At 47.9% G+C, this 25,661-nt stretch carries 24 protein-coding genes and 1 pseudogene; 1 reads left to right on the forward strand and 24 read right to left on the reverse strand.

The annotated features are described in order from the left end of the window. Window positions 1–2: 2 nt before the first annotated feature. The 23 genes and pseudogenes from IE065_RS11240 to IE065_RS11355 all read right to left on the reverse strand — a co-directional run bounded on the left by IE065_RS11240 (window position 3) and on the right by IE065_RS11355 (window position 23,782). Window positions 3–1,208 carry a glycosyltransferase family 4 protein gene (locus IE065_RS11240; RefSeq protein WP_189515074.1) on the reverse strand — a complete coding sequence of 402 codons (1,206 nt, stop codon included), beginning with the start codon at window positions 1,206–1,208 and terminating at the stop codon, window positions 3–5. A gap of 14 nt (window positions 1,209–1,222) precedes the next feature. Further along, a complete protein-coding gene (locus IE065_RS11245; RefSeq protein ID WP_189515076.1) occupies window positions 1,223–2,053 on the reverse strand; it encodes a glycosyltransferase family 2 protein in 831 nt (276 codons plus the stop codon). A gap of 3 nt (window positions 2,054–2,056) precedes the next feature. Next, window positions 2,057–2,620 (reverse strand): LbetaH domain-containing protein, encoded by a 564-nt coding sequence (locus tag IE065_RS11250; RefSeq protein ID WP_189515077.1) that lies wholly within the window; start codon window positions 2,618–2,620, stop codon window positions 2,057–2,059. Between the two features lie 7 nt (window positions 2,621–2,627). After that, window positions 2,628–3,611, reverse strand: coding sequence for a nitroreductase family protein (locus IE065_RS11255; RefSeq protein WP_189515078.1), 984 nt, complete (start codon window positions 3,609–3,611; stop codon window positions 2,628–2,630). Continuing rightward, complete coding sequence (locus tag IE065_RS11260) at window positions 3,595–4,725, reverse strand: polysaccharide pyruvyl transferase family protein (RefSeq protein ID WP_308437501.1); 1,131 nt, start codon at window positions 4,723–4,725, stop codon at window positions 3,595–3,597. The genes IE065_RS11255 and IE065_RS11260 overlap by 17 nt, the downstream gene beginning before the upstream one ends. After that, complete coding sequence (locus IE065_RS11265; protein ID WP_189515080.1) at window positions 4,722–5,852, reverse strand: glycosyltransferase family 4 protein; 1,131 nt, start codon at window positions 5,850–5,852, stop codon at window positions 4,722–4,724. The genes IE065_RS11260 and IE065_RS11265 overlap by 4 nt, the downstream gene beginning before the upstream one ends. Window positions 5,853–5,907: 55 nt before the next feature. Further along, entirely contained in the window at window positions 5,908–6,735 is an 828-nt protein-coding gene (locus IE065_RS11270; protein ID WP_189515081.1) for a glycosyltransferase family 2 protein, read from the reverse strand. After that, window positions 6,732–7,904, reverse strand: coding sequence for a glycosyltransferase (locus IE065_RS11275; RefSeq protein WP_189515082.1), 1,173 nt, complete (start codon window positions 7,902–7,904; stop codon window positions 6,732–6,734). The genes IE065_RS11270 and IE065_RS11275 overlap by 4 nt, the downstream gene beginning before the upstream one ends. After that, complete coding sequence (locus IE065_RS11280; RefSeq protein WP_189515084.1) at window positions 7,901–8,989, reverse strand: glycosyltransferase; 1,089 nt, start codon at window positions 8,987–8,989, stop codon at window positions 7,901–7,903. Before IE065_RS11280 ends, IE065_RS11275 begins: the two co-directional genes overlap by 4 nt. A 7-nt stretch (window positions 8,990–8,996) precedes the next feature. Then, window positions 8,997–9,947: pseudogene (locus IE065_RS11285) on the reverse strand (acyltransferase family protein). Further along, a complete protein-coding gene (locus IE065_RS11295; protein WP_189515090.1) occupies window positions 9,940–11,301 on the reverse strand; it encodes a hypothetical protein in 1,362 nt (453 codons plus the stop codon). Before IE065_RS11295 ends, IE065_RS11285 begins: the two are co-directional and overlap by 8 nt. Window positions 11,302–11,332: 31 nt before the next feature. Further along, window positions 11,333–12,499, reverse strand: coding sequence for a glycosyltransferase (locus IE065_RS11300; protein ID WP_189515092.1), 1,167 nt, complete (start codon window positions 12,497–12,499; stop codon window positions 11,333–11,335). An 18-nt stretch (window positions 12,500–12,517) separates the two neighbouring features. Continuing rightward, window positions 12,518–13,825 (reverse strand): hypothetical protein, encoded by a 1,308-nt coding sequence (locus IE065_RS11305; RefSeq protein ID WP_189515094.1) that lies wholly within the window; start codon window positions 13,823–13,825, stop codon window positions 12,518–12,520. Between the two features lie 43 nt (window positions 13,826–13,868). Next, window positions 13,869–15,212, reverse strand: coding sequence for a hypothetical protein (locus IE065_RS11310; RefSeq protein WP_189515096.1), 1,344 nt, complete (start codon window positions 15,210–15,212; stop codon window positions 13,869–13,871). Window positions 15,213–15,251: 39 nt separating this feature from the next. Continuing rightward, on the reverse strand, window positions 15,252–16,757 hold the full coding sequence (locus IE065_RS11315) for an O-antigen ligase family protein (protein ID WP_189515098.1): 1,506 nt from the start codon (window positions 16,755–16,757) through the stop codon (window positions 15,252–15,254). 65 nt (window positions 16,758–16,822) lie between these two features. Then, a complete protein-coding gene (gene rfbA, locus IE065_RS11320; protein ID WP_189515100.1) occupies window positions 16,823–17,683 on the reverse strand; it encodes a glucose-1-phosphate thymidylyltransferase RfbA in 861 nt (286 codons plus the stop codon). Continuing rightward, window positions 17,680–18,738, reverse strand: a complete 1,059-nt coding sequence (gene rfbB / locus IE065_RS11325; protein ID WP_189515101.1) for a dTDP-glucose 4,6-dehydratase — start codon at window positions 18,736–18,738, stop codon at window positions 17,680–17,682. The genes rfbA and rfbB overlap by 4 nt, the downstream gene beginning before the upstream one ends. Before the next feature lie 8 nt (window positions 18,739–18,746). Further along, window positions 18,747–19,682: a KpsF/GutQ family sugar-phosphate isomerase gene (locus tag IE065_RS11330; RefSeq protein WP_343218638.1), complete on the reverse strand. Its 936-nt coding sequence runs from the start codon at window positions 19,680–19,682 to the stop codon at window positions 18,747–18,749. Between the two features lie 78 nt (window positions 19,683–19,760). Beyond that, the gene (gene kdsA / locus IE065_RS11335; protein WP_189515104.1) at window positions 19,761–20,540 is read right to left on the reverse strand and encodes a 3-deoxy-8-phosphooctulonate synthase; all 780 of its coding nucleotides are present in this window, start codon (window positions 20,538–20,540) and stop codon (window positions 19,761–19,763) included. A gap of 1 nt (window position 20,541) precedes the next feature. After that, on the reverse strand, window positions 20,542–21,513 hold the full coding sequence (locus IE065_RS11340; RefSeq protein ID WP_189515106.1) for an SDR family NAD(P)-dependent oxidoreductase: 972 nt from the start codon (window positions 21,511–21,513) through the stop codon (window positions 20,542–20,544). Further along, a complete protein-coding gene (locus IE065_RS11345; protein WP_189515108.1) occupies window positions 21,513–22,523 on the reverse strand; it encodes a bifunctional heptose 7-phosphate kinase/heptose 1-phosphate adenyltransferase in 1,011 nt (336 codons plus the stop codon). Before IE065_RS11345 ends, IE065_RS11340 begins: the two co-directional genes overlap by 1 nt. 7 nt (window positions 22,524–22,530) lie before the next feature. Continuing rightward, window positions 22,531–23,094 carry a D-sedoheptulose 7-phosphate isomerase gene (gene gmhA / locus IE065_RS11350; protein ID WP_189515110.1) on the reverse strand — a complete coding sequence of 188 codons (564 nt, stop codon included), beginning with the start codon at window positions 23,092–23,094 and terminating at the stop codon, window positions 22,531–22,533. Between the two features lie 133 nt (window positions 23,095–23,227). Next, window positions 23,228–23,782, reverse strand: coding sequence for a GbsR/MarR family transcriptional regulator (locus tag IE065_RS11355; protein WP_189515112.1), 555 nt, complete (start codon window positions 23,780–23,782; stop codon window positions 23,228–23,230). Between the two features lie 108 nt (window positions 23,783–23,890). Here IE065_RS11355 and IE065_RS11360 point away from each other — a divergent pair, with 108 nt between their 5' ends. After that, entirely contained in the window at window positions 23,891–24,652 is a 762-nt protein-coding gene (locus IE065_RS11360) for a GumC domain-containing protein (protein WP_189515114.1), read from the forward strand. Between the two features lie 20 nt (window positions 24,653–24,672). On the opposite strand, the gene rfaD is transcribed toward IE065_RS11360, so the two are convergent. Continuing rightward, entirely contained in the window at window positions 24,673–25,656 is a 984-nt protein-coding gene (rfaD, locus tag IE065_RS11365) for an ADP-glyceromanno-heptose 6-epimerase (protein ID WP_189515116.1), read from the reverse strand. Window positions 25,657–25,661 lie beyond the last annotated feature (5 nt).

A 25,661-nucleotide genomic window follows, 5' to 3' on the forward strand; every position in this document is an offset into this window, starting at 1 on the left:
AACTAGCTCACTTGACGCTCAAGCCAATCTGCCCAGCGGGGATAAGTCTTTGCACGGTCAAAATGCTCAGCAAACAGTTTTTTTGCAGCAGGACGTTCTCGGCGAGCGAGTTGACGATCTATGGCATAAGGCCTAAGAGTATTGGCCAAGGATTTTGCATCACCCACTTGATAAAACCGACCGCATTTCGCGCTTTCGAGCAGGGATTTCAGTTCTCCCGGCAAGCTATTGATCACTGGTAATCCCGCGCCAAGGTAATCCCCAGCTTTGTAGGGAACGGCCACTAGTGAATCCGGCAACATCGGAATAACGCCGACATCACTCGCTGCCAACAAATCGTTCAACGGCTGCCCTTGCAGATAGCCATGAAACGTAACACATTCATTCAATTGCAGTTCATCGCATAGCACCTTGAGCAATGCTTGGCGTTCTCCTTCACCCGCAATATCCAACCTTACAGACCAGTTTTCGGATCGTAATTGACTGATCGCATACAGCAAGGTTTCTAAATCGTAGGCCGAACCCATCGCTCCCAAATAGAGGATTCGTAAATCGCCGCCAAGTGGACGATCTACGTAATGAGTTCCTTGCGTAGATGCGCCGAGATAACAAACGTGTACACCATCCGGCCCGCCATATTGGCGGACAAAATCCGCAAAAGCCTGAGATTGGGCAGAAGCGGCGTCAACTAGCTGGCAAACTTCGGTCGCGCGCCGAAACCAAGGTTGGAGGAGCCCACGCAATAATCTACGGACGCCGGGTAGTTTTGGTACCAGCATTAAAAAATTATCAGGCCAGGCGTCCATTAAATCAATGGTGACTCGGCAGCCGCAGCGTTCGCGCCAATGAAATGCCGCCGTGGCGGTTCCCATCGGCGGCCAACTGAAGAGGACCAAATCGGGCGCATACCCAGCGGCAATTTGTTCATCACCCGCTACCTGAAGCTGCCGTGCAAACTGACGATGATTGCGAACGCGAGCCCAACTAACATTGTGGCTGTAAGCTGGCGCGTCGATCAATCGAAGGCTATATGATTCGCTGCCAAGTGTAGGTTGATCCCGATTCTGCTTACGACGATGACTCCACCGCGAAGACCACCAGATAACTTCATGCCCTCGTTGCGCAAGCACCGCACAGAGCGTCCGATAACGTTGTGGCGTGCCCTCGCCAGGGATGTCGTCGAAAGGGTTAACAATCCAGATGCGCATTCAAAATAATCCAGCTACCCCTGCTCATTTTTACGGCGATACCTCGCCTCTTGTAGCTTAATATCAATCATGAATTCGTAAGCAGCTCGCATCGTGCTGAACCTGAATCCCGCCGCCCCGTCAAGAAATCCACCCCGGACAATATACAAATAAATAAATGCCCCAAAGGGACGGAATGGCATCCGATAGGCGAACTGCTTTAGCGCCCGACGACGCAGCATTGGGTCTTTATTTAAAAACAATTTCCAAGGAATACTCTGACTGGACAATTCCATTTCAAGCCGATCCGTCTCCATTGAGGAATATATATTATGACGGGTGATCCAATATTCGATGCCTTTATTAAAGGGATAATGAATCAGATGCTCCCGGAGCAAACCGACTTTACCATCGGTATAATACTCTTCGTTTACTTCTCGCTCCACCCTTACTTTTCCACGACGAAAAAGCCGCCCAAACCATGTCGGGTAACCGCTCGATCGGCGAAGCCACTTCCCCATGAACATATCCTTCCGCCGCACACGATACAAAGTGACGGAGGAGTTATTACTTTGGATAACGCTCTGTATTTCGGTCGCAAGTTCGGGTGAGATACGCTCATCGGCGTCGAGCATAAGGATCCAATCATGCTTAAAATCCTGCTGGAGACCATACATACGTTGTGCCGCATAATTATCGAAAGCACGAGTAAGCACTGTTGCACCACCACTACGGGCGATCGCTACAGTTTGGTCAGAGCTTTGGGAATCCAAAACCCATACATCATCGGAGAAAGCCACCGACTCCAAACATTTCTGGAGGTTCACCTCCTCATTATAAGTTAATATTAAAACGGATACCGACATTTTTCACGTCTGCATTTCTACGCAGTTTCGATGTTTAATTTTCTTAGCTGGATTACCAGCAACAACGGCCCAGGCCTCGACATTTTTAATAACCACAGCACGAGCTGCCACAACTGCTCCCTCAAAGATTGTCACGCCTGGCCCTACAAACGCCTCAGCACAAACCCAAACGTGTTGTTCGATAGTAATGGGGGCATGAATCAGAGGCCGCTGCAAAGAATCGATGTCATGTGACGCCGTGCAGAGAAAGCTACGTTGGCTCACAGTAACTTTGTCTTTAAGCACAATCTTGTCCACATTGTAACAATCAACACTTGCCGCAATACAAACAAAGTTACCCAATTTCAAATTCCAGGGTGCCCATATATGCGCTGAGGGGGACACACGACAACCTTGACCATGAGTCGCCCCAAACATTCGTAAGAGCAAAAGCCGCCAGCCATGCATGCAACACTCTGGTGTAAAACGAAAAAATACAATTGAGACTAACTGCCAAATCAACCGCATGATACGATTGGAATAAGATAGCTTATTCTCATATTTGTATTTTTTAATCTCCTCGATCATGGCGAATTTATGGATGAAACAACAATACTGATTCGAGTGGGATTCTGGCCGATCTGGCTGCCAGTAAGTTTTCCTCACCCGGCTCCCCAAACGCAATCATCATTATCAATCGCTCTCGTTGATGAATGCCCGAAATCCTCTTAATATTCGCTTCCTTCGCATTGGTTATCGCTAGGTTGAGCGGACAGGAAGCCAGCCCATGCACATGAAGTGCCAGCATAAGGTTTTGTGAAAAGAGTCCGCCATCAACGTAGCTCTGGCTTCGTTGGCCATAACCACCCCAAGCAGTCAGTTCAGACGTAACAACAAAAAGGTTATGAATCGATTCGGTGAACCCTGAAGTCCCCCCCTGTAATGACAAGAGGCTGCTAATCTGATCAGGAGACTGAAAACAATGAACGCGAACTGACTGGCGGTTACACTGCGAAGGAGCAGATTGAGCAATCTCCAGAACCTTGCGAATAGTTTCTTTTGAGACTTTCACTGGCGCATAGTTCCGGCAGCTGAATCGGGATTGGATAAAAACCTGCCCGACCTGACGTGACGCTTCACTCGGGAAATGCCCAGGCTCAATATTGCGAGCGCCCCCATTACCTTCGCATTGCGATAGGGTTTCAGAATTGGCGAGATACGCCTCTAGTTCTTCAAGAAATGGGGCATCCGGAGTCTTACTTCGATGAAGCTTCACATAGGACTCGATAGCACCTTTAGCCATTTCAACTGGGAAGGGCGAAAAGCCGACATCATAACGATCGAGAAGGCCCATCATATCGCGCAATTTCTTGATCCCAAATAGATCGCGTGGATCCTTCAAGGAAAGCCCCTTCTCGATTGCATGGGCAAGAATGATGATCCGATAATACAGTCGCCGATTCTCTTCTTCGAAAGGCGAATGATAACTATAACCCAGCGTCAGGCGGAAATCACGCAGGTACTCCCAGAAATATTGTATGACCTTTAGCATGTAGAAAAACTTAGCCTTCAATGGCATCCTTAAGATATTTTTGGGCATCCGAGCGCCAGATCGCCACAGCTGCATGAATACGCTCGTAATCAATTTCTTGGGCGGCTAAAGCAGAGAGATCAACCTCATTATCGCTAGACACAAACCGATCGGTGCAATTCAATCGCTCAAGTAATGACAGAGAACGTTCATTGAAACTGTTCTTCTTTCCTTGTAGTCCCACAAAGAAAAATGGCTTACGAAAAATAATGCTAAACAAGGTGCCATGGTAACTGTTGGTGATCACAAAACGAGCATTCTTTAGATAGCCCAGCCACTCAAGTGGGCCAATCCTCTCCTTACGCTCATGCAGGGTTTCCGGAGATATAACCGAAAACCCAGTCTGACTGGCGACCTTCTCTTCAATCTGCTGTACGAATTCACGGCTACGAAGTGTATAAGAAAAAATATAATCTTTATCGCTGTCTGGTTCAATCGCCAGAGGATAACCGTCATCAACTAATAATGTAGGGTCGGGCGACCATTCAGCCAATCGCCCACACAGGCCTTGTACTAGAGGGACTGCACTTTTTTCGCGAACCGAAATCGCGTCGAGTGGCTTTATCAAGCGGGCAGTTTCCTCTTGAAAACGCGGCAGCACGTAAGGGCGACCGAAACTGGCCGCATAAGAAATTCGCTTCACCTCTGCCGATCCAAAATCCAAGAAATAGGCGGGATCAATACCGAACTGCTCCGACGCATTCCATATCTGGTCACTCCCACACACATAGACATCGCCCTCGGGCGGGCGGGCTTTCAAATCTTGAAGGTTATCATAAGTTGTGCCTTCGATACGTAGATGTGTGCGGTGAAATTCTTCAAATTTCTTTGTTTTACCACCGTCTCCCATGAGCTGCTTACGAAGATGCATCACACGGAGATAAACATTAATCAAATTAGCGCGCCGAGACCAACGATCTCGCGGCCAGATTAAGCCTCCCCCTTTCGTTAAGTGATCTGGCCGGTAGTCGATGAACGAGACTTCATACCCCATCTTTGCAATGGCCTGCTGTAGCCCATATGCCTGTAATGCCGCGCCGAAGTTAGCAGGATGGTGATAGGTGATAATTCGAATTTTTCGCATATGCGACATAGTCCTCATGTAATGATTCGTTCTTTGGGCTGAGCATTTGCTTTGGCCATAATCTCGGACATTCGTTTAAACATGCGCTCTTTTGAAAATGACTTAACGTGCTCCAGCCCAACTTGTCGCCGACTGAGCCGGTCTTCGTCATTGTCGAGGCATTGTTGGATTTCGACTACAAGCGAATCAACGTCTCCCGGCCTTGCCATAAAGCCTGCCTCCCCTTGTTTCAAGACTTCTGGAATACCTCCTGCATCAGTTGCGACCACGGGTAAGCCCGCTGCCAATGCCTCGAGAAAGGCGACCCCCAGTGCCTCCCGACGAGAAGGTACACAAAAAAAATCCGCTGTAGCGTAATGCTCGATAATCTGCTCGCGAGGCACAATCCCGAGTTGAATTAACTCACCTAGATACCCGGCTTTACTAGCCAACTTACGAATCTCATCTTGCTCCGTCTCGTCTGCTACCCCAATGACAGAAAGCGTAAACGACCGAGTCGATAAATTTGCCAACGCCTGCAAAAGAACATCCAGCCCGCCTATATGCCACTGATTTTTAACAAACAGCACTCGATAGGGTGACGTTAGTTTGGCTTTCACTGGACTAGGCTGAAAGGCATCCAAGTCGACAGCTTTATACAAATGCACCATTTTGGATGGCTGTAGATCGTAGCATTTGGCCAGTTGATCGGAGAGGAAATGAGAGTTCACTACCGTCAAACCAGCCCGACGCGTAATGAATTTATCCAAGGCGAAAAAAATCCGAGTCCGAATTCGACAGAAAAAGTTACTGACAGTAGGCGCTAATTTCACCGCTCCTTCCAATTCCATAATTCGTGTACCATCATTGACCATTACAACAACAGAACGACGTAGCCGTCGATCCATCACGCAAAAAAGCGCAAAAAAACGATCGGCAAACCAAACGTTCGAGCAACTACGATAGCGCCCACCGATTCGCAAACGGAGATACACAATAAAACTAGCAATGATCCAGCTTCCCGGAAATTTATTGTAAAATGGTTCAGCGCTAGGCAAAAAATTTATAAATGGGCGATCTGCTCCAAAAACGCCCACGTGCGAATGGGGGTAAAGGATTTCCGCATCCAACCTCTCGGCACCGATTCCTTCAATTAGATAGCGCATGAATGTACCGGGGCCACTGTAGATAAGTCTCCCCTGAGTACCTATAATTAGAGATCTACCCATTGACTAAAGATTTCCCACGATTACGCAGCGTTGCCAATATGGAGCGAGGTAATGAGAAATTTAAAATCCGATACATCCTGACAAGACATAACGCCAACCAGCGAGCAAAGGATGACTTACAAGGATGGTATTGCTTCCGAATTTGAAGCGCTTCTGCAGCCATCGCAGGCGGACACTCCCCACCCACAACGGCACTGGCTGTTTTAGCCTGATCATGCAAGCGCAGTCCCCAAAAATAAATCGGCATCCGTATAAAACGTTGACCGCTGCTCACAATCCGCCACCAGTACTCGGCATCCATACAGTAATGCATCTCCTCATTCAGTGGGCCAACTTTCTGGTATAGATCACGATGTATAAACGAACTGGGGCCAAAAATGTTCAACAACCCCAAACGCACTGCAAACGCCTCAAAGCCACCTCCACACAAATAGCGAATGACGCGACCATCGGCATTCAAGTAAATAGTATTCGCCGTAATCCATGCCTCATCACTTTTCGATAGAAAATCTAATACTCCTCTAAGCGAGCCTGGGCAAATAACGTCGTCTGAATTTAGCCATGTAAAGTAGCGGCCCCTAGCCCGCCGAAATCCTTTATTAAAGGCTTCGCTCTGCCCGCTATCTGGCTCGGACATAATTACGTCTAACACGTCACGATAACGCTTACAAATATCTAAGGTTTCATCGGAGCTAGCCCCATCAACCAGAATAAATTCAACGCCAGCCGTCGCTTCACGCGCCACTGAATCCAAACAATCGACCAAATATTGGGCACTATTGAACGTGGGGATGACAACACTGAGGATGATCTTTGTCACTCGTCTATGACGCATTGGGGCTTATCACCTCGACCAAGTAGCCACTCGTAAAACTGAGCAAGCTGCCGTGCGAGTGGCTCCCAGAGGAATGATTCGTGCACCCATGGAATTCCTTTTTCGCCCATCGCACTCAGAGCTTCAGGCGTCATGTTTAGAGCCTCGCCCAATGCACCGCCAAAGGCGTCAACTGTTGGCTCCACCCACCAGCCACAACCTCTCACTGACAATTCCTCCCAGGGCGTTCCAGTAGTGGTGATGACAGGAAGACCATATTGTAGCGCCTCCGTCACAACGATGCCAAAATTCTCAGAAAAAGTGGGTAGTACGAATAAATCCGCACGGCGAAAAATTGTGTCCTTATCGGCACCGAACATGGGGCCAGGTATCGAAATAGAATCTGATAATCCAAGTTTCTCAACCATGGCAATGAGTTCCGGAGTAACTCCTTCGCTATCATTACCTACAATGATCAATTCCCAGTCTTTTGGTCGCAATTTAGCCCATGACTCTATCAGAGTAGGCACATTTTTCTTTTGGCTAAGTCGTGAGAAATAAAGCGCAATTCGGCGCTGCTTGGTCTTATTCACGGCCTCGGGATCTAAAGGCTGAGCAGAAATTTCTGACACACCATTAGGGATCAGTGCAATGGGTTGCTTCATCCCCAGATCACGTACTGCCTGAGCTTCCATCTTTGAGGTCGCATGAAAAGCCCGTGCACCATGGCAATCTGATTTTTGGTATAGATTCCACGCGAGCCGTTTCTTTAGGCGATTGTGCGCCAAAGACCACTTTTCAAACATCCCGTGCGGCGAAATCACCAAAGGTAAACCGGCTTCGCGACAGGCGACACTAACATCATGAGCGGTGCGTAACCAAACCCCATGATGATGCACTAGATCAAAACGGCTACTACTGTTTGCAAGCAAGGTGGCTTGCTTGAACCCAGTAGGCAAAATCCGCTGCCATGGCTTGCGTGCAATGAAAGGTATTGGCCGCCGCTGAATGAGAGGGTCAACGGGATATGGCTGCTGCTTACCATCCTCACCATGCTGCAGTTGAATTTCGAACTCAGGAAAATGACTAATCGGGTCAATCAAACCCGCTACCGCTCGAGGCACGCCGCCATCAACCACTTGAAAAGCACTAACTGAATGCAATAGTTTGATCATTCGATAACAGAACGGTTAAAATGTCTCTCAACTCGTAAAAAAGTGTCGGCCATACGCTCAAAGCTGTAACGATTAGCCGTGTCCTCGGCAATACTCCCACGACGTGAATGCCATAGCTCACGTTCGCTGTAAACTTTACCAATCAGATCCGCTAGAGCACTAATATCATTTGATGGGAAAAAGAGAGAATTGAAACCATCACGACAAACTTCAATCTCTGGGGAATGAGGTTCATCTCTAGCCACTAGGACAGGCACACCAAAACCCGTTGCCTGAGTAACTGATAAGCCAACGTATCCAGGCGATACTGCCGCAATCGCGCGCTTGTATAAATTTCGAAGTTGTGACTTATCATGGATAGATCCGGTGAAAATTATTCGATCTGCGATTCCACTGTCCGCCGCTAAGCCCTCTAAATCTGAGCGGGCCTGATCATCTCCGACAAGCACTAGCCGTGCGACCGCAGGAATCAACTCACGTTGCACTGCGTTAACAAACGCTTTAATAAGAAGGGCCGGTTTTTTTCGAGCTGTTAATCGTCCAACAAAAATGAAATCGGTGTATTCAGCTAATGTCACTGGCGCAGGTGCACAATCTTCTATGCCCAAACAAGCATTACACATCGACCATATCGGCAAGTTCTTATGCTGTTCACTAAGCTCTAGTCTCTGGCTCTCTGTATAAGCAATAATCCCGGAGAACCTGCCATAGTAATATTTTCTAAAAAACTGACCGATACGACTTTTACCACTAGCATGTCCCCATGCAACTGTAGGCAATCCACGCAGTCGACGACTGAGCAATAGCAATAAAGTTGAAACAAAACGCATGTTAGAATCAACCACTACCAGAGGACAATCTTTTAGAAGCCGATACGCACCCTGCTGCCATAGCAAACGATCACCGGCAAAATAGTGGTTTCTAACCTTTGATGCAAAATCCCACACCTCAACCGGTGTACGCTGATTCGGATCGGTTGTTTGCTCACCGCAAACCACCTTTAAGTCATTACTCAACTGTTCGCGCAAGATACGATATAATCCAAGTCGATACTCAAGCACTGTAGATTGTATAATAGCGATCATACAACGATCATCCGAACAAATGAATCCGCTTAACTATCTTAAATTGATTTAAGAATAAAGTCGTCGTCAGAGACAGTATAAAAACCAAAACAGTTATCATTAATACAAACAACAGACTATCACTGGCGAATCCAATCCGAGCCAATAAGACCTGAAGTGATTCAATAAATAGCGCATGAATCAAGTAAATGCCCATCACAGATTTAGAGACTAACTTGATCCATTTTTGGGGCTTCAATCGAATACATAATCCTGCCCCAAATATCATAGTCCCGTAAGCTAACTCAAAAAGAAAAAATTGATCAGAGATAAAAGAGGAAGCCACAAACAACAGTGACATAATAGCGATGTAAGTGACCTGCCGCTGCACATCAATTCCTACACGATAGCTAATAGCCAACAATATGCCTACAAACGCAAAAGGTAAGTGATAAAAAAAACGATTCTCAAATCCACTCGAAAAGCCATCGAACAATGGTGACAACACCAAGTATGTCAGGACAATTAACAACAGACTAGAAACAAAAATCGACAGGTAGCGTTTATTCTTTTTGTCCGTCAAGATCATCGACATTAGTTGATATAAGAAAATAGCAGGAAGAAACCATAATTGATATGAAGCCTTTCCTTCAAACAATCCTATGAAGCTCAATTGAGGCAGCTCTTGATCTAGAAAAATGCCTTTTGCGTATCATGCAACCATATAGACAGTTGACCATAGAATTAAGGGAACAAATAGCCTAATCAAACGTTTGTGAAGATAAGCAACCTTATCCTGCGGCGGAATTTGGTGTATTCCGATCAGATAGACACCCATCAAAACAAACACAGGCACAGCATATTGATTGAATATATTCAATGCCTGAGCCACCGGTGCTGTATCGCAAGAGTGTATCCATATGACAGATACAATTCCTACGATTCGCAAATAGCCGAAACCTGGAAAGTACTTAGTCACTCAGAGAAGAAACACCTCCAGAAGCTCCTGAAATAAACTCGGCAACATCCATCCAGTACATTTGCCGAGTGCCTTCATGAATCGAATCAAAGCAAATATGCTTGAAATCACCTCCCCAACGTGGATGCAAATCGCAATGCAAACCACTCCGAGTGAAAGCAAACTCATTTACATCAAACTTCTTAAGGACACGTGGATCCATACCGTACTGGGCCTGCTCTATGCTCTCCATATCCGCGAGAGCGTCAAGCTTCCTGTATGATCCTAAATGAGTCACTTGCTCAGTCAGGAAATTAAATAGCATCAGATTTCGAACACCATGAGCATCAGGATAATCGTCCACTGCCACCCAATCCGAATAAATGCGATTGCACATTGGGTGCCCGTCTCGAGTGAGCTTAGATACACCTATAGGTTCAATCGAACCATCAAGCACGTTAATCCTCAAATAACTGCTTCTTCCAGTAGCTAAGGCACGACGCGTTATGCGACGTTTAAACTTCCGCGCCACGGCCAACAATGGGGATATCAACCTTGCACTTGTCCCACGCATGGAGCGAGCTGCATCCAGTGCGCTTTTACGCCGCCCCCAAATCATGATTGATTGTTCATTCTGCCAAGCGGAATGACTATACTCGCCAACGGCCAATAGCTTTAACTCTCGACTCTCTATATTAAAACAGAGGACGCGAGTCGTTAAGCCGCCATCAGGCAGCCAGTAGCGGTGCAAAAACACAACTCGTCGACCGTCTGGGCTCCATACGGCATGAGTCAGATAGTGCAAAGATGCATCAGTCACAGTAAAGTCACCGCACGCCATCACCTCACTTAAGCTGAAGGAATCCAGTCGGTTGCCAGTTTTTACATCAATAAATATGACACCGCTCTCTGCGTCATCTGCTTGAGAGACATCTTCAATGCCTATATATCCATATCCACCCAAACGATGCATCCGTTCAAAATTGAGACACATCGCAATATCCCCGCCGGGGCTAATCGCGTAAATAGCACGGTCATATTCCATTACGACGTGTCCGCCTAAATCCATACGTACGGCACCCCAACCATCAGCATTTTTTTTGTTGAACACAAATTCTAGCGTTCTAGGTATCCATTGCTGCCGAGCGCCCTGTGGAAAATTAAACGCTTCAGTTTCCGAAAGCTTAGTAAATTCACCATTCTCGGTTGAGATATAACCGACACTCACTGATTGACCAGGAATCGGCGGACGATCAATAATTTCCGTTTCTAATGCTAGAACGTACCGCCCGAACTCGTCTGAGCAAACAATGTCATGAAACCCGAAAAAATAGTGTTTGGAGCCGTTAGACAGTCTATCCCCTGAAAAAATCATCTGATGTGTAAATTAATAATTTATAGGCATGCTACACTTTAGTTAACCGTGGATGATTTACGGAAACCCAATCAAGAAAAGCATCTACCCTTGCCTCCCAAGTGTGCATTGATGGATCAACTCCAAGTGGAATCGCTTCATCAGAAAGCGTTTTTCCAATAGCCCGCGCCATAGATTTCAAATCACCTGGTTGGTAAAGATAGTCCTCTTGCTTAAACATTTGTGCAGCCTCGCCAATTTTGCAGGTGATAATCGGCTTCCGATAAGGCAGGTATAAATACAATTTACTAGGACACCTAGCCCAATCTTGGACAGTGTCACGTAGCGGACAAATAAAGGCGTACGCAAGAGAGCAATACGTAGCTAGTAATTCTTCGGGAACGTAGCCTGCAAACTTCACATGCTCCTCTAAACCCAACTCTTTCACTAGTATCTTCGCACGTTCTTCTTCGCGCCCTTGCCCCATCAAAATCAATCGCACATCACTATAATTCTTACTGACCTCAGAAATCGCTCGTATCATATCAAATATCCCATAGTTCTCAGAGAATGTCCCGAGGTAAACGATACAGCGGTACCTCGCATGCTCTGATACGATACTTTTATTAATAGAACTATTTTCGGTTAACATCACTTTGCTATTAAAAGCATAAGGGAAATAAAAAGGGTCCACCTTGCGTCCTAACATCCTCAAACGCCTTTTTAGGTTATCTCTGAGATATACACTCGAAACAACGTGCTCTTGTATGACTGAAGCAAAGAACGTCTCTACCAGATAATCGTAAGCACGCCTAAAAAAATGCCGATTCTTGATCGCAGACAACAATTCAGAGTGATCAGCAATAACTAATCCTTCTGGGCACCCCTTTATCTTCGTTACAAAATTCCTGATTCCAGGGCCACAAACCCAAACACAATCTGGCTTAATTTCGTTCACCTTTCCAATTCGAGCCTTCAAATCCTCTCGCACTCCCCCGGCTTTGATATAATAGGCATGTACAGTCGGACATTCAAGCTGCACACGCAATCGATTTTCCTCTGTATCTTGAATAAGAATTGAGACTTTGTGCCCACGCTCCATCAACGGGCCAGCCATTCCGGTTGCCCGTTTCAATGTCGCAATTTTCGAAATACTACCGTATGTTAAAAAACAAATATGCATAAAATAAGACAATAACCCACATACCACGAGGCGCATATAGACGTAATCCCACCATTACTTCAAAGCCATCAATAGCCCTTTATTACGATTTGACGATCGATCCATGTAAACTACATAACTCGCCAAAACAAATCCCATTGTAAAGCGAACAGAAATGGAGGGTGGCGAGAAAAAGTAGTCCCAGAAGAACATCGCCATAGTTGGGATAATGAATGCCAATATTGGATTATCAAAGGACAGATAATATGCGAATACACGAACAGAGAGATAGCCAATAGCAATTACACACATAGCCGCAATCAGTCCGTTTTCGACCCATGTTTGAAATAACACTGAGTGGCCAGCCCCACCTTTAAGCGATTTTGAACGCAGCCGATCAATCACCTGAGCATCAGTACCTAAGGAAGAAATAGCCTCCAGAAGGTAATATGAGGTCAAATCCTGTCGCCATGAACCAAAGCCCAATATTGGCTTATCCACAATACCTAGCATTGCTGCATAAACTTGTGGACGCCCTGACAAGAAAAAGCCCAGTGGAGTAACACCAAAAACAGTTCGTCTCTGATTTTCAAATTTTTGTTGCTGATCGTCACCTAGCATACCTTTTGGTGCTGCGTAGACATAAAACCCATAAATAATCACCAGTGATGTCGCAGCAATTGCACACAGAAATGACTTACGGGCAAAGTTCATTTGGAATCGCCTCCTAGATCCCGAAAGAACGGCCAAAAAAAGCATTACAGCTGATGACAGCACCATGATAAGCAGCGTTGATCTCGCACCTCCAACTAACACCATAGCCACTCCGCCCAATAAAAGCGCTAGACTGGACAGATACTTGCTTTTTTGGTACACTAATATTGCCAGAGCAATCGAAATAGCCAGAACCATCGGAGTTACACGAAAAACGATACCCGCATAGCTTCCAACATCAAGAGCAACCTCCGATTCAAACGAGGAAGGCCGAAAATATTTAACGACTCCCGTAATGACATTACCATAGGCGAAGGCGAGTATGGACCGAGGGTTTTGACTTAAAACACCAATAAAAAACAGTACATATAACAGCACAAACACAGGCCTCGCAGCAGATCTCAAAAAAAGGAAAAATGGAGTTCCATTAATGAGATCACAAATCATAACTCCAAAAACCCACAAACAAATCAGCGCAAAAGCCCGATAAAAATTTGCGTTAAACCAGTTCCATTTCCGCCACATGAAAAGTGGTATAATTGAGAGAGCAATTATTAGCTCGGCCACAGCAACCCGTCCAATAAGGGTAACATCAAATCCCATGGTTGCACCTACAAGAAATGCCAATATGCAACTGACATTTTTATAATTATTTAGAAAACCAAACATAAATTTAAAGTAATTTTGAGTAATTAATTTATTGCCAAAAGCTTTAGAATGTTGGATCCATCGATCTGGCAATATACTGACGTACACCTCGATAAGTCACCCCAATCATTATCGGCAAAAAGAAGAAGTATTGAGAGGCCGATAGAACCAGCAATGTCGTGCGTAGACTCGTATCATATACCCCGAGCATGACATATGCGCATAGCAGCACAAATGCTGCGTTGACCGCCTGAACTTGATAAATCCAGTCTTTCTTAAACGCACAGTTGAAGATATTCATCGCTACAGCAGGCAGACGAGAGAAGTAGAAAATGAATACAAATGCGATGTCAGTCATTCCCAAAATTCGATCTGAGAATGGCAGATGTAGCTGTGATATCAGCGCAAAAGCCAGGTACAACAGAACGAACGCACCCAAGCAAAAGCCCATCATTTGCCAACAAGATTTCTGGAAATGAGTTCTTAGCCCAAGCCAATCACGCGATACCACCAAATTCCCATACAGTGGTGCCTTAGTAGACACCCAAGCCATAGCCAGATTAGTAACCAAAAGTGCTACTGATAACACGAAACCAAATCGTCCCGCAATTGCTGGACTCATCGCTGCAAAGACAATTGGCGTCAGTCCTTGTGTTAGGGCATAACCAGATGCCCATGAACAGGCAACTTTAGACTGAAGGGGTAACACATCACTTAAAAAGTGAATCTGGCTTGTTGAAGAATCTCCGGAACGACACCGCTTCAATTCGGATCGAAACATGTAAAAAGGGAGAACCAAAGATATAACGCTGCCCACAAGTAAAGAGAAACCGACAGAATACAATTTCCAGCCCAAAGCCAGCGATCCCCAGTTAACAAGCGTGAGAATGACTGTGGAAATCAGGCCGATTGCCACAACATCTTTTACTCGGTTAAATCCAGTGGCGATTGAACTCAGTGGGGTCGAAGCCAAACCAATTGATGCTCCGATGCTCACCAAGACCAACGGCACTTGCCAAGCCACATCATCAGACTTAGCTGAAAAGATATAATAGCCAATAATTGCGACCCCAAAAAATAAAGCAACCGAGGACAATCCGTACCAAACAAACGATATCTTATATATTTTACTAAGATCTGCTTCAACTGATTTCCCCGACAATGCATGGACAATGTATTGAGCGAGGACTTGGCCAAGACCGGCATTAAAGAGCATTCTAGCACCAATGAGACTGAACATTGTATAATAGTATCCTTGCTCTGGTAATGTGAGAAATGTTACTATAAAGAACAGGGTAATTGGCCCTGCAAGAGCACCCCAGCCCTGACGTACGATTGAGAGGAAAATTGCTTTATCAATACCTGCCCACCGAAAAACTGCTGGTATACCTACTGAGAACAATCTCATATTAACCGTCTTCTCTTAACTTAATATGCCAGTAATTAATCATCTTAGCTGCAATGGATTCCTAGATACACTCTTCGATGACATGCAAGAGCCAATCATTAAAAGTAGAAGCCATGCACTGAGACTAATTGAATTCTGCAGGAAGAAATCACCCATGTTGTGCACTAAAAACACAAAGCTCACTCCTACCACCATCAATAAGTTGATTAAGACTGAGCCTGTCATCGCAGGAAAAAACAAACAATATGCACCGCATAAAACGAGCAAAGAGCAGCCAAAAATTCCATATTCAGCCAAAAACTGGAAAAGGTCATTGTGCGACTGCTTATAGTTATTTGTTACTTTACCATAGGATTTCCAACCTGGCTTCCCGGCAAAATATAACTCTGGATAAGAAAGCCCATAGTATGGAAATTGGTATTGAAAACTTCCAGCCCCCCAACCTGTCCATGGTTTTTCTTCAAACATCTCCCAAGTCAATCTGCTCAGAATAAAGCGTGCATTAAACGACACATCATCTCCTTCACTAAAAGTCGCCCACTTCTTCTCTATTTCAGAAAAATCCATAGTTCGCGCCACCCAGAAGCCAACTCCAAGAAGTGCTAAAACAATCACTGCCGAACTAATAAGCACCGGCAGAGAAATACCCTGAGTCCAACGTATTGAAAACGGCAACAGGACAAGGAATAACGCCAATATCCCCCCTGCGCCTAACCAACCGCCCCGAGAGGGGTTTAGAGCCACCCCCAGCAGGCAGGCAAAAGATAATGCCAAGGCAACCCAAGGCAATCCTGAGCGCATATGGCCTCGCCGGAGGAAATGGAGGAACATCGCTAATCCCAGTCCCATCGTCAGATACAGATACACAGCTCCCTGGTTTCGATAAACAAAGGGCCCAAAAGCTCCAATGCTTCGCTTATATTTTGAAAGCCAAAACAGATTCGGATCAGATGACAAATGATGCGCGATACTGGCCAAGCTTAGAATCGCACCAGTTACTAATGCGATCCACCCCAATGCCAACCAAGCTGAGCGGTTCTTCAGCCCCATCCACATCGCAGCGACAAACAGCCAAGCGCCAGACCAGAACACCACCATACGCCAAGCGTTCATGGTGTAGAAATTTGTGTTCATGCTCGTGGGTAGCCACTGAATAAAATATTCTGGCTTTCGCTCAGTGACGTAAGACTGTGTCTCGCTGATGTAGATCTGCTCCCAACTCGGATTGAGCGCCTGGATGGTAACATATAATACAAATAAGCCGCCCAACCAAAAGGGTGGGAAGCGCAGTAAACGCACCATTCGTCCGCGCCAAGAAGCGAGGCCCGTTATGGGCGTGGCAACCAGAACAAAAGCCAGAACCTGTAGACAAGCAATTGTAACTTGTGACCACCAAACCATGCCGCCCAAAAGAAAGGGTGAAATCACCACCGCCGGCGCTAGCGCGGCCAAAGCAAACCATTCCTCCTTCTCAATCCGTAATTTTGATTTACGGTTCGGGTCCGTAGCTTGCCGATAGGCTTCGACTGATAGGGCTTTGCTCAAATGGATAACAAAATTCGACAGTCTCGCTGACTAGGCCTCACCCAAGCCAATTGAGTTTTGTTGCCTCATTGAAGAATCGTCCGTAGATATTCTCCATAGCCGGATTTATCTAGCTTGGATGCCAACTCGAGTAGTTGCTCGTCGTTAATAAATCCACTACGATAGGCCACTTCTTCAATACAACCGATCTTAAGTCCCTGACGCTCCTCGACAATACGAACAAAGGTCGAAGCTTCATTGAGGGATGCGAAAGTCCCTGTATCGAGCCAAGCAGTACCACGGTTAAAAATTTCCACGCTCAATCGCCCTTGATCCAGATAAGCCTGATGGATCGCGGTAATTTCATATTCACCTCGAGCAGAAAGCTCTACTGACTCTGCAATAGCGATGACATCGTTATCGTAAAAATAGAGACCGGGAACCGCATAATTGGACTTTGGGTGGGGCGGTTTCTCCTCGATAGAAATCGCATGCTTGCTTTGATCAAATTCGATTACGCCATAATGCTGAGGGTCCTGTACGGGGGCAGCAAACACCACCGCGCCAGACGGGTCCGTATGACTTTGAACAAGTTCGCTAAAGCCAGATCCGTAAAAAATATTATCTCCAAGCACCAAAGCAACTTTGCTATCTCCAATGAACTCTTTGCCGATGACAAACGCTTGCGCAAGACCGTTAGGCACTTCTTGAACTGCGTAATGAAACTCACACCCTAAAGACTTACCATCCCCTAGAAGCCTCTGAAAAGCTGGCCCGTCTTCGGCAGTTGTGACAATCAGAATTTCGCGTATGCCCGCTAGCATGAGTACCGACAACGGATAATAGATCATCGGCTTATCGTAGATCGGCATCAACTGCTTGGAAACAGCGAGTGTGATCGGATATAGACGAGTCCCAGTACCAGCAGCTAAGATGATTCCCTTCATCCGATTTTACCCAATCTCTCGAGTTGGTAATCGCCACGCAGAATACACTCCCACCAACTGCGATTCTCTAAATACCATTGAACCGTTTTACGAAAACCGTTTCCGCCTCCTTCAAGTGGTGACCATCCGAGTTCACGCACGATCTTTGATGCATCGATCGCAACACGCAGATCATGACCAGGCCGATCCGAGACAAAAGTAATGAGCGATGCGTGTCCACCCGCCGGAGCCTCTTCCACGAGTTCATCCATGATCGAACAAAGCGTCTGAACAAGATCGATATTCCTCAGTTCATTTCCCCCGCCAATGTTATAAGTCTCACCGACTCTTCCGCGTGTAAGCACCGTATACAATGCCTCGGCATGGTCGGTTACATACAGCCAGTCGCGGACATTTTCACCCCGTCCATAAACCGGGATTGATTCGCCTCGAAGACATTTGAGGATTACCACCGGGATCAGCTTTTCCGGAAACTGAAAAGGCCCGTAATTATTAGAGCAATTGGTAACAATGACTGGTAGGCCATAGGTTTCGCCCCAAGCCCGCGCCAAGTGATCTGACGCCGCTTTACTCGCGGAATATGGAGAGTGAGGGTCGTAAGCCGTGCTCTCTGAAAAAGCTGGATCATCGGCCATCAACGAGCCAAAAACTTCGTCAGTCGATACATGGACAAAACGAAACGCTTCACGACGCTCAGTCGCCAGTGATTCGTAATATTCACGCGCAGCTTGCAAGAGAACAAACGTACCGACGACATTGGTCTGTATGAATTCGGCCGGACCGTCGATTGAGCGATCCACGTGGCTCTCTGCTGCTAAATGAAGCACTGCGTCCGGTTGATGCTGCGCAAATAGACGGTTCAAATCGGTTGCCGATGCGATGTCAGCCTGCTCGAATGAATAAGCCCGATGATTCTCCAAATCTTTTAAAGATTCCTGATTACCAGCGTAAGTTAGCTTATCTACGTTAACCACGCTTTCGGATTTTTCCAACACCAGCAAACGGATCAGATTTGATCCAATAAAACCACAACCACCTGTAACCAATATCTTCATTCCAATACTCAACTCCGACGAGAATTTGGCGAGAAGTCTGCCAGAATATCGTGCATCCGCAACATCCCCACCAATATCTGTTTCGGGCCTTCAACAACCGGCAACACGTAAATTTTGCGCGCCTCCATCAGTTCCAGTGCATCATTGATCGTGGTACTGATATCAATAGCCACTGGGTTGACTGTCATAAGCTCACGGGCAAGGGCTTGAATGATGTCAGGCTGCAAAAGTGAGCGACGAACATCTCCATCAGTGATAATCCCTTGGAGGGCACCAGCTTCATCAACCACACACGCCGCACCCAAATTAGGACGAGTCGATTCGGCGATCACATCACGAAAAGAAGCATTCGGCAGTATCTTCGGAAGCTCATCACCACGGTGCATGAGATCGCTCACCTTGAGCAGGAGGCGAACACCCAAACCGCCACCAGGATGACGCAGTGCAAATTCGTCTGGGCGAAATCCTCGTGCTTTCATTAACGCCGCGGCCAGCGCATCACCAATGACCAATGCGCACGTAGTGCTGCTCATCGGCGCTAGATTCAAAGGGCATGCTTCTTTTTCTACCGCAGCGTTAAGCACAACGTCACAGCGCCGAGCCAGCGGCGTATCGCATTTTCCCAAAAGACCAATGATCGGCGCGCCCAATCGGTCCAAACTCGGCAGCATCTTCACTAGCTCAATGGTAGCGCCGCTATTCGATAGCATTAGCACTGCATCCCCCTGAGATACGTAACCTAAATCGCCGTGCAGTGCCTCTGCTGCATTCATGAATATTGCTGGTGTCCCCGTGCTGGCTAATGTCGCGGCGATCTTCGCTCCGATGAGTCCAGATTTGCCCAAGCCAGTCACCACCACTTTACCCTTCACAGAGAGGATAAGGTCTACCGCCTCATTAAACTGACTGCTGATGCGCTGAAGCGTCAGGTCCAGCGAAGCCATTTCGTCTCGGAAGACTTGTTGGGCTGTTTCGTAGTGATTCAAATGTCTAATGTTATCGCAAAACCTGCGATTCATTTTCTAATTCAATGCTTCCCAAAGTCGTACCAACGCAGGCAGTGTCTCTTTCAACTCTTCGAGCGGCACTTGGCTTTGCGCATCAGAAATTGCTTGGGATGGCTCGGGGTGAGTCTCCAGAAAAAGCCCATCGGCACCCGCAGCTAAGGCGGCCCGGGCCAATGGAAGGACAAATTCACGCTGCCCACCACTCTGACCTCCAGCACCACCCGGAATCTGGACACTATGCGTGGCGTCGAAAATCACTGGGTGCCCCCATTGCCCCATGATGCTGAAATTACGCATGTCGGCGACGAGGTTCTGATAACCAAAAGTCGAGCCCCGTTCCGTGAGCCAAATCTCCTTGGCATTGGCCCCTTCCAACTTACGGACAACGTATTCCATCTCAAACGGCGAGAGGAATTGGCCCTTTTTGACGTTAACGATACGGCCAGTTTCAGCGGCAGCCACGAGCAAGTCTGTTTGCCGACAGAGAAATGCCGGAACCTGTAATACATCGCACACCTCCCCCACTGCTGCCGCTTGCTGCGGCAAATGGAAATCGGTCAGTACAGGTAGCCCAAATTCTTGTTTTACACGAGCCAGCAAGGCCAGCCCCTCATCTATCCCAGGCCCACGAGGGCTATCCAGAGATGTGCGGTTGGCCTTGTCGAAAGACCCCTTGAAAGTCAGTTGCAAGCAGGCAAATTCATCTCGCCAACGAACAAGCTGTTCAGCAACGGGCGCACAGATATCCCAGTTTTCCAGAGCGCAAGGCCCAGCAATAAAAATGAGCGGCTTCATGTTAAACTTCGATATCCTTAAGCCAGGACTTATTCTCCAGATACCAATCGACACAGCGTTGGAGGCCGTCGCGGACATCAATCTTTGGCGTCCAGTCTAGGAGGCGCTCAGCCTTTGAGATGTCGGCCCAAGTCTCCATCATGTCTGCACAATGGAAGGGTTTACGCTCATATTCAGCCTTTTTGCCGAGGGCTTCTTCGATCCAGCCAATGATCGTGTTGAGCGAAATTGGATTACGCCCCCCCCCTATATTGAAAATTTCGTAGCCGACCTTTTTTTCTGCCGCAATGGCACCAGCAGCAACATCTTCGACGAAGGTAAAATCACGGCTCTGCTCACCATCGCCAAAGAGTAAAATTGGCACACCTTCGTCGATCCATTTGATGAATCGATAGATGCTCATGTCTGGTCGACCGCACGGGCCAAAGACCGTGAAAAAGCGAACGACCGACACATCGAAACCATAAAGATGATGATAGCTGTAGGCCATCACTTCAGCCGCTTTCTTAGAGGCCGCGTAGGGTGAAAGTGGTGTATTAACGGGCAGGTCCTCCGTAAAAGGCATTTTCTGCCCCGCATAGAGCGACGAAGTCGAGGCGAGCACAAGCTTTTGACAGTCATGACGGCGCATCCCCTCCAAGAGATTCAGCGTGCCTTCAGCATTTGTGCTTAAATACACGTGAGGGTTCTCCATGCTGTAACGAACTCCAGCACGAGCAGCCAAATTGAAGACCGTCTCGATCGGAAATTCGTCGAATAACGCGTCTACCGTCGCCGCATCTTCGATGTCGATATGACGAAAGCTAAAGTTCTCGTGGTTATCAAGTTGTTGACGACGATAGTCTTTAAGACGAACGTCGTAGTAATCATTGAGGTTGTCCACGCCAATAACGTGGTCACCCCGGGCCAAAAGCTGGGAGGCTGTTTGCTGGCCGATAAAACCGGCAGCGCCAGTGACAAGTTGAACGGGCATCAGATTTGTTTGAGGGCTGGAGATGAATCAATCAATGGCAAATGAGAATCGCGGCATGCATTGCCAAGCTGATCGGGCGAAACTGTAGCGGCACCAAATTTACCGACGACTACGCCAGCGGCGGCGTTGGCTAGGTGCGCGGCGTCTAGTAAGCTGGCTCCAACTGCCAATGCAGCAGTGAGCACCGCGATTACAGTGTCTCCGGCACCAGAAACATCAAAGACCTCCTGAGCACGTGTCGGCAAACGCCCGAGAATCTTACCCTCTTCGGCCAGTAGCATACCATCGCCACCCAATGTAACAACGAGGCGATGCGGTTGGTAGCGCTCCCAAATCGCCTGACAAACAGCTTTAGCTGGGAATTCATCATGCAGACCGATCGAAATTTCGGCGAGTTCAAGGGCTTCACTACGATTGGGCGTCATCAGATCAGCACCCTTGTAATCCAATCGACGACGTGGCTTGGGATCTACTGCGAGCAGACATTTTTGGTCGGCACAAATAGCAGTAAGCTCCGTCAGAAGGTCCCCCGTCACAACGCCTTTGGCGTAATCAGAAACGATAACCGCATTCACTCCATCACAGACAGAGCGAAGCGCATCACCAGTCTGTAAAGCATATGCAACTGGCGCAGCCTCACGGTCAATGCGACATATCTGCTGCTTCTGCACGACGACACGGGTCTTGAGGATGGTCGGTGCATTGGCTGCTGTCTGTAAACCAGAGTAGCCAACCTTTCGATCAGTGAAAATCTCCTTGAGCTTGGTACCAGCGTCATCGTCGGCGCAAACGCCCATGATCGTGGTGGAGACTTGCAGCGAGGTCAGATTGAGCGCGACATTTGCCGCACCACCAGCCTGCCAAGTGTCATTAAAAACATGAACCACAGGCACGGGTGCCTCGGGTGAAATGCGGGTTGCATCGCCCCATATGTAGTGGTCAAGCATGACGTCGCCGACGACGAGCAATTTCGCCTCAGGAAGCTTCTTAATAATGGCGTCTAAATCCATAAAAAATTTACCAAGTCTCGGCTTCAACCATTTCCAACCAGCAGTGTAAAATCAGCGTGTGAATCTCTTGGATGCGGGCCGTCGTCTCGCTGGGAGCGATGATTTCGTAGTCACACTGGCCACGCGCTTTACCTCCGTCTTTTCCGCTGAGTAATATCGTGGTCATCCCCTTCGCCTTGGCGGCTTCAAACGCTCGGAGGATATTGGCGGAATTACCACTGGTACTTATGCCAACTAACACATCGCCGGGATGGCCGAGCCCCTCGACAGCACGCGAAAAAACGGCCTCGAAACCATAGTCATTCGCGATACATGTCAGCACAGACACATCGGCGCTCAAGCAGATCGCTGGCAGCGAAGCGCGTTCGCCATCATAGCGGCCAACAAATTCTTCTGCCAGGTGCAAGGCATCCGTAGCGCTACCACCATTACCACAGGTAAGAATTTTCCCGCCGGAGCGAAGGACCTTGATGAGATGGCGGCCAGAATCACTAATTTTCGGTGCCAAAGAGCGACTAGCCGCTACGACTTCGCCCAGCTCATTGATCTGCTTTAGTATATGCGCTTCCATCAGTGATTTAATCAAGCTGCCGCCCTTGGCCGGGACCGCGAGATGCGGAAAGCCAATTTAAAAAGTGGTTTACTGTGTTAAGGCCCATAAGGGCGTTTCTGGGTAGTTTCCCAGGAAACAAAATGGTGCTCGGTTAGAGCAATTTTCGGATGATTGGCAGCAGAGTCGTGGTTTTGCCAAGCCATGACTGTAGATAGCCCAAGCGCTGTTCGGCAACGCTACGGCGTTCCTCGGGCAAATCTTTTAACAAAGTTTCCAAGTGTTCCAGGCGTTCTTTTCCGCCATTCAGATGGGGCTGGACTTGGTCGCTAATGAAACCGGAGACCAATTTACGCAGGCGGAGTTCCGCCGAATAATGGTCCCGACGATCCCCGATAATAAAAACGGTTTTGACAGCACCAATCTGCCGGAGGGTTTTTAGCCCCATGCTCGCAGAGCCTTTGCTAATACCTAAAGCCGTCATGATACTGTCCATCGACAACGGCTCTTCCCTGCAAAAAAGCAGGCCGTAAATCTGCCCGACCGATTTTGGGATGCCGATTAGCTGCGCGGCGTGGACGAAGGTTTCAATGATCGTCAATTCCCACTCATCCAAAACAAGTCCGGGAGGCGCTGGAACGACTCCTTCGGGGGGGGGGGTAGACTGAGGCGAAACCTTCGACACAAGGTAGATGACATACAAAAACACGACAATGTTCAAGTTTTCTTGAACATTTTTTACTAAGATGAACGCCCCAGCTTCAAGGGCCGCAAAACACGCATTGCACAAAGGCTATTTTTGCTGCAATTTGTTTGAATGCAAAAAATCTTCGCACCGTTAGTCTTTCTTGTTTGGCTCTCTACTCAGACACTAAGCGCCGCGACCGCCACCACCACGCTACAGCTCATCTGGCCCACGGACATGCTTGGCCTAAACCAAGAGCAAGTGATCGGCAAAGCAGTGACCTACCTCCAAACCAGTGATTTTGCCAAATCCGTGGGCCAAATGCCCAATGAATGGAAGGAACGATATGCCAACAGCGTGGGCATCAACAACTACCAGAACTCGGACGCCATCACCAACAGCATTCAACAGAACATCACGGCGAACACTGATCCCGAGCAAGCGGGGGCCATCACCATTTCATTCTCGAATTCAGACTCCAACGTCGCCCTCTACATGGCAAAGCGCTGTGGAGATGCCGCAGTAAAGGAATCCCATTACAGAATTGCCGAAAAGAGTGATCCAGCCGTCGAAAAAATCGCCCAGCAAATGGAGCAGGTCTTGGACAATGTTCAGCAGTTAAAGCTCCAGAAAAAGATTAGCCAACAGCAAGCGAGAACGCCTAACCTACGCGGCTCCAGCATTGGCGCTCCGATGGGCATGGGCCCGGTGGCCAATCCCGAGGGAGTTCAGCGACAATCCGAGATGAGTAATATCCAAACGCAAATAGCCGCCGGCCAACAAGAGTATAATGCCTTGAACCGGCAACTCCAACAGGCTGTCAACGAGGCATGGAAGGGCAAGCCCAAGGCCGGTCTCGTCGTCGTAGATCAGGCTGACCTCGATGCCGAGTAGCTTCGAGGCGGCAGCTGAATTTAATCGCCGAGGTGACGACCCGGCGTGAGATACTGCGCCACGTAGTCCGTAACCGCCTCCGCAAGCGAATATTGGCAACCCGCAAAACCACTACCTTGCAGCTTTGTGGTGTCGGCTTTCGTGAAATACTGATACTTCCCGCGCAGTTGATCGGGCATCTCGATGAACTCAATATTCACTGGCAAGTTTAGAGCCGTGAAAATTGGCGTCACGAGGGAAATCCAAGTGTTCGCCTGACCGCTGCCCAAGTTGAACAAACCATTGGCGGAAGACGTTTCTGCCAGATGAAGGGTCATCGCCACTGCATCCTTCACGTAGAGGAAGTCGCGCATCTGCCCGCCATCGGCATAGTCTGGGAGGTAACTCTTAAAGAGCGACACCTTGCCCGTTTCACGGATCTGCCCGAAAGCCTTATGTACGACGCTGCGCATGTCGCCCTTATGGTCTTCATTTGGACCGTAAACGTTGAAATACTTTAGACCGACGATTTTATTTAACCACCCCTCACGCTGCGCGTAACAGTCGAACAGGTGCTTGGAATATCCATACATATTGAGCGGTCGCAGTGCGTGCAGATCCTCCAGTTGGTCATCCATCCCCTGCGCACCGTCGCCGTAAGTTGCAGCGGAGGAGGCATAGACGAACCGCGCCCCGCGCCCCAGCGCCCAGCTGGCCAGCGACTTCGTGTATTCAAAATTATTCTGGATGAGATACCGGCAATCGCGCTCCGTTGTGGCCGAGCACGCCCCCAAGTGCAGGACCAGCTCAATGTCCGTCAAGGCATCGTCCTCGAGTAATTCGAGCAACTCATCCGCCTCAACGTAGTCCGCAAATTTAAGCGGCACGAGGTTCTTCCATTTCTCGTCCTCACCGAGGAAATCAGCCACAAGGATGTCATCGCGCCCAAGTTCGTTCAGTGCCCAAACCAGCGCGCTTCCAATGAAGCCCGCTCCGCCGGTAACGAGGATTTTTGGCTTGGCCATCGCTA

This window comes from Cerasicoccus arenae, assembly GCF_014651635.1.
GTDB lineage: Bacteria > Verrucomicrobiota > Verrucomicrobiia > Opitutales > Cerasicoccaceae > Cerasicoccus > Cerasicoccus arenae.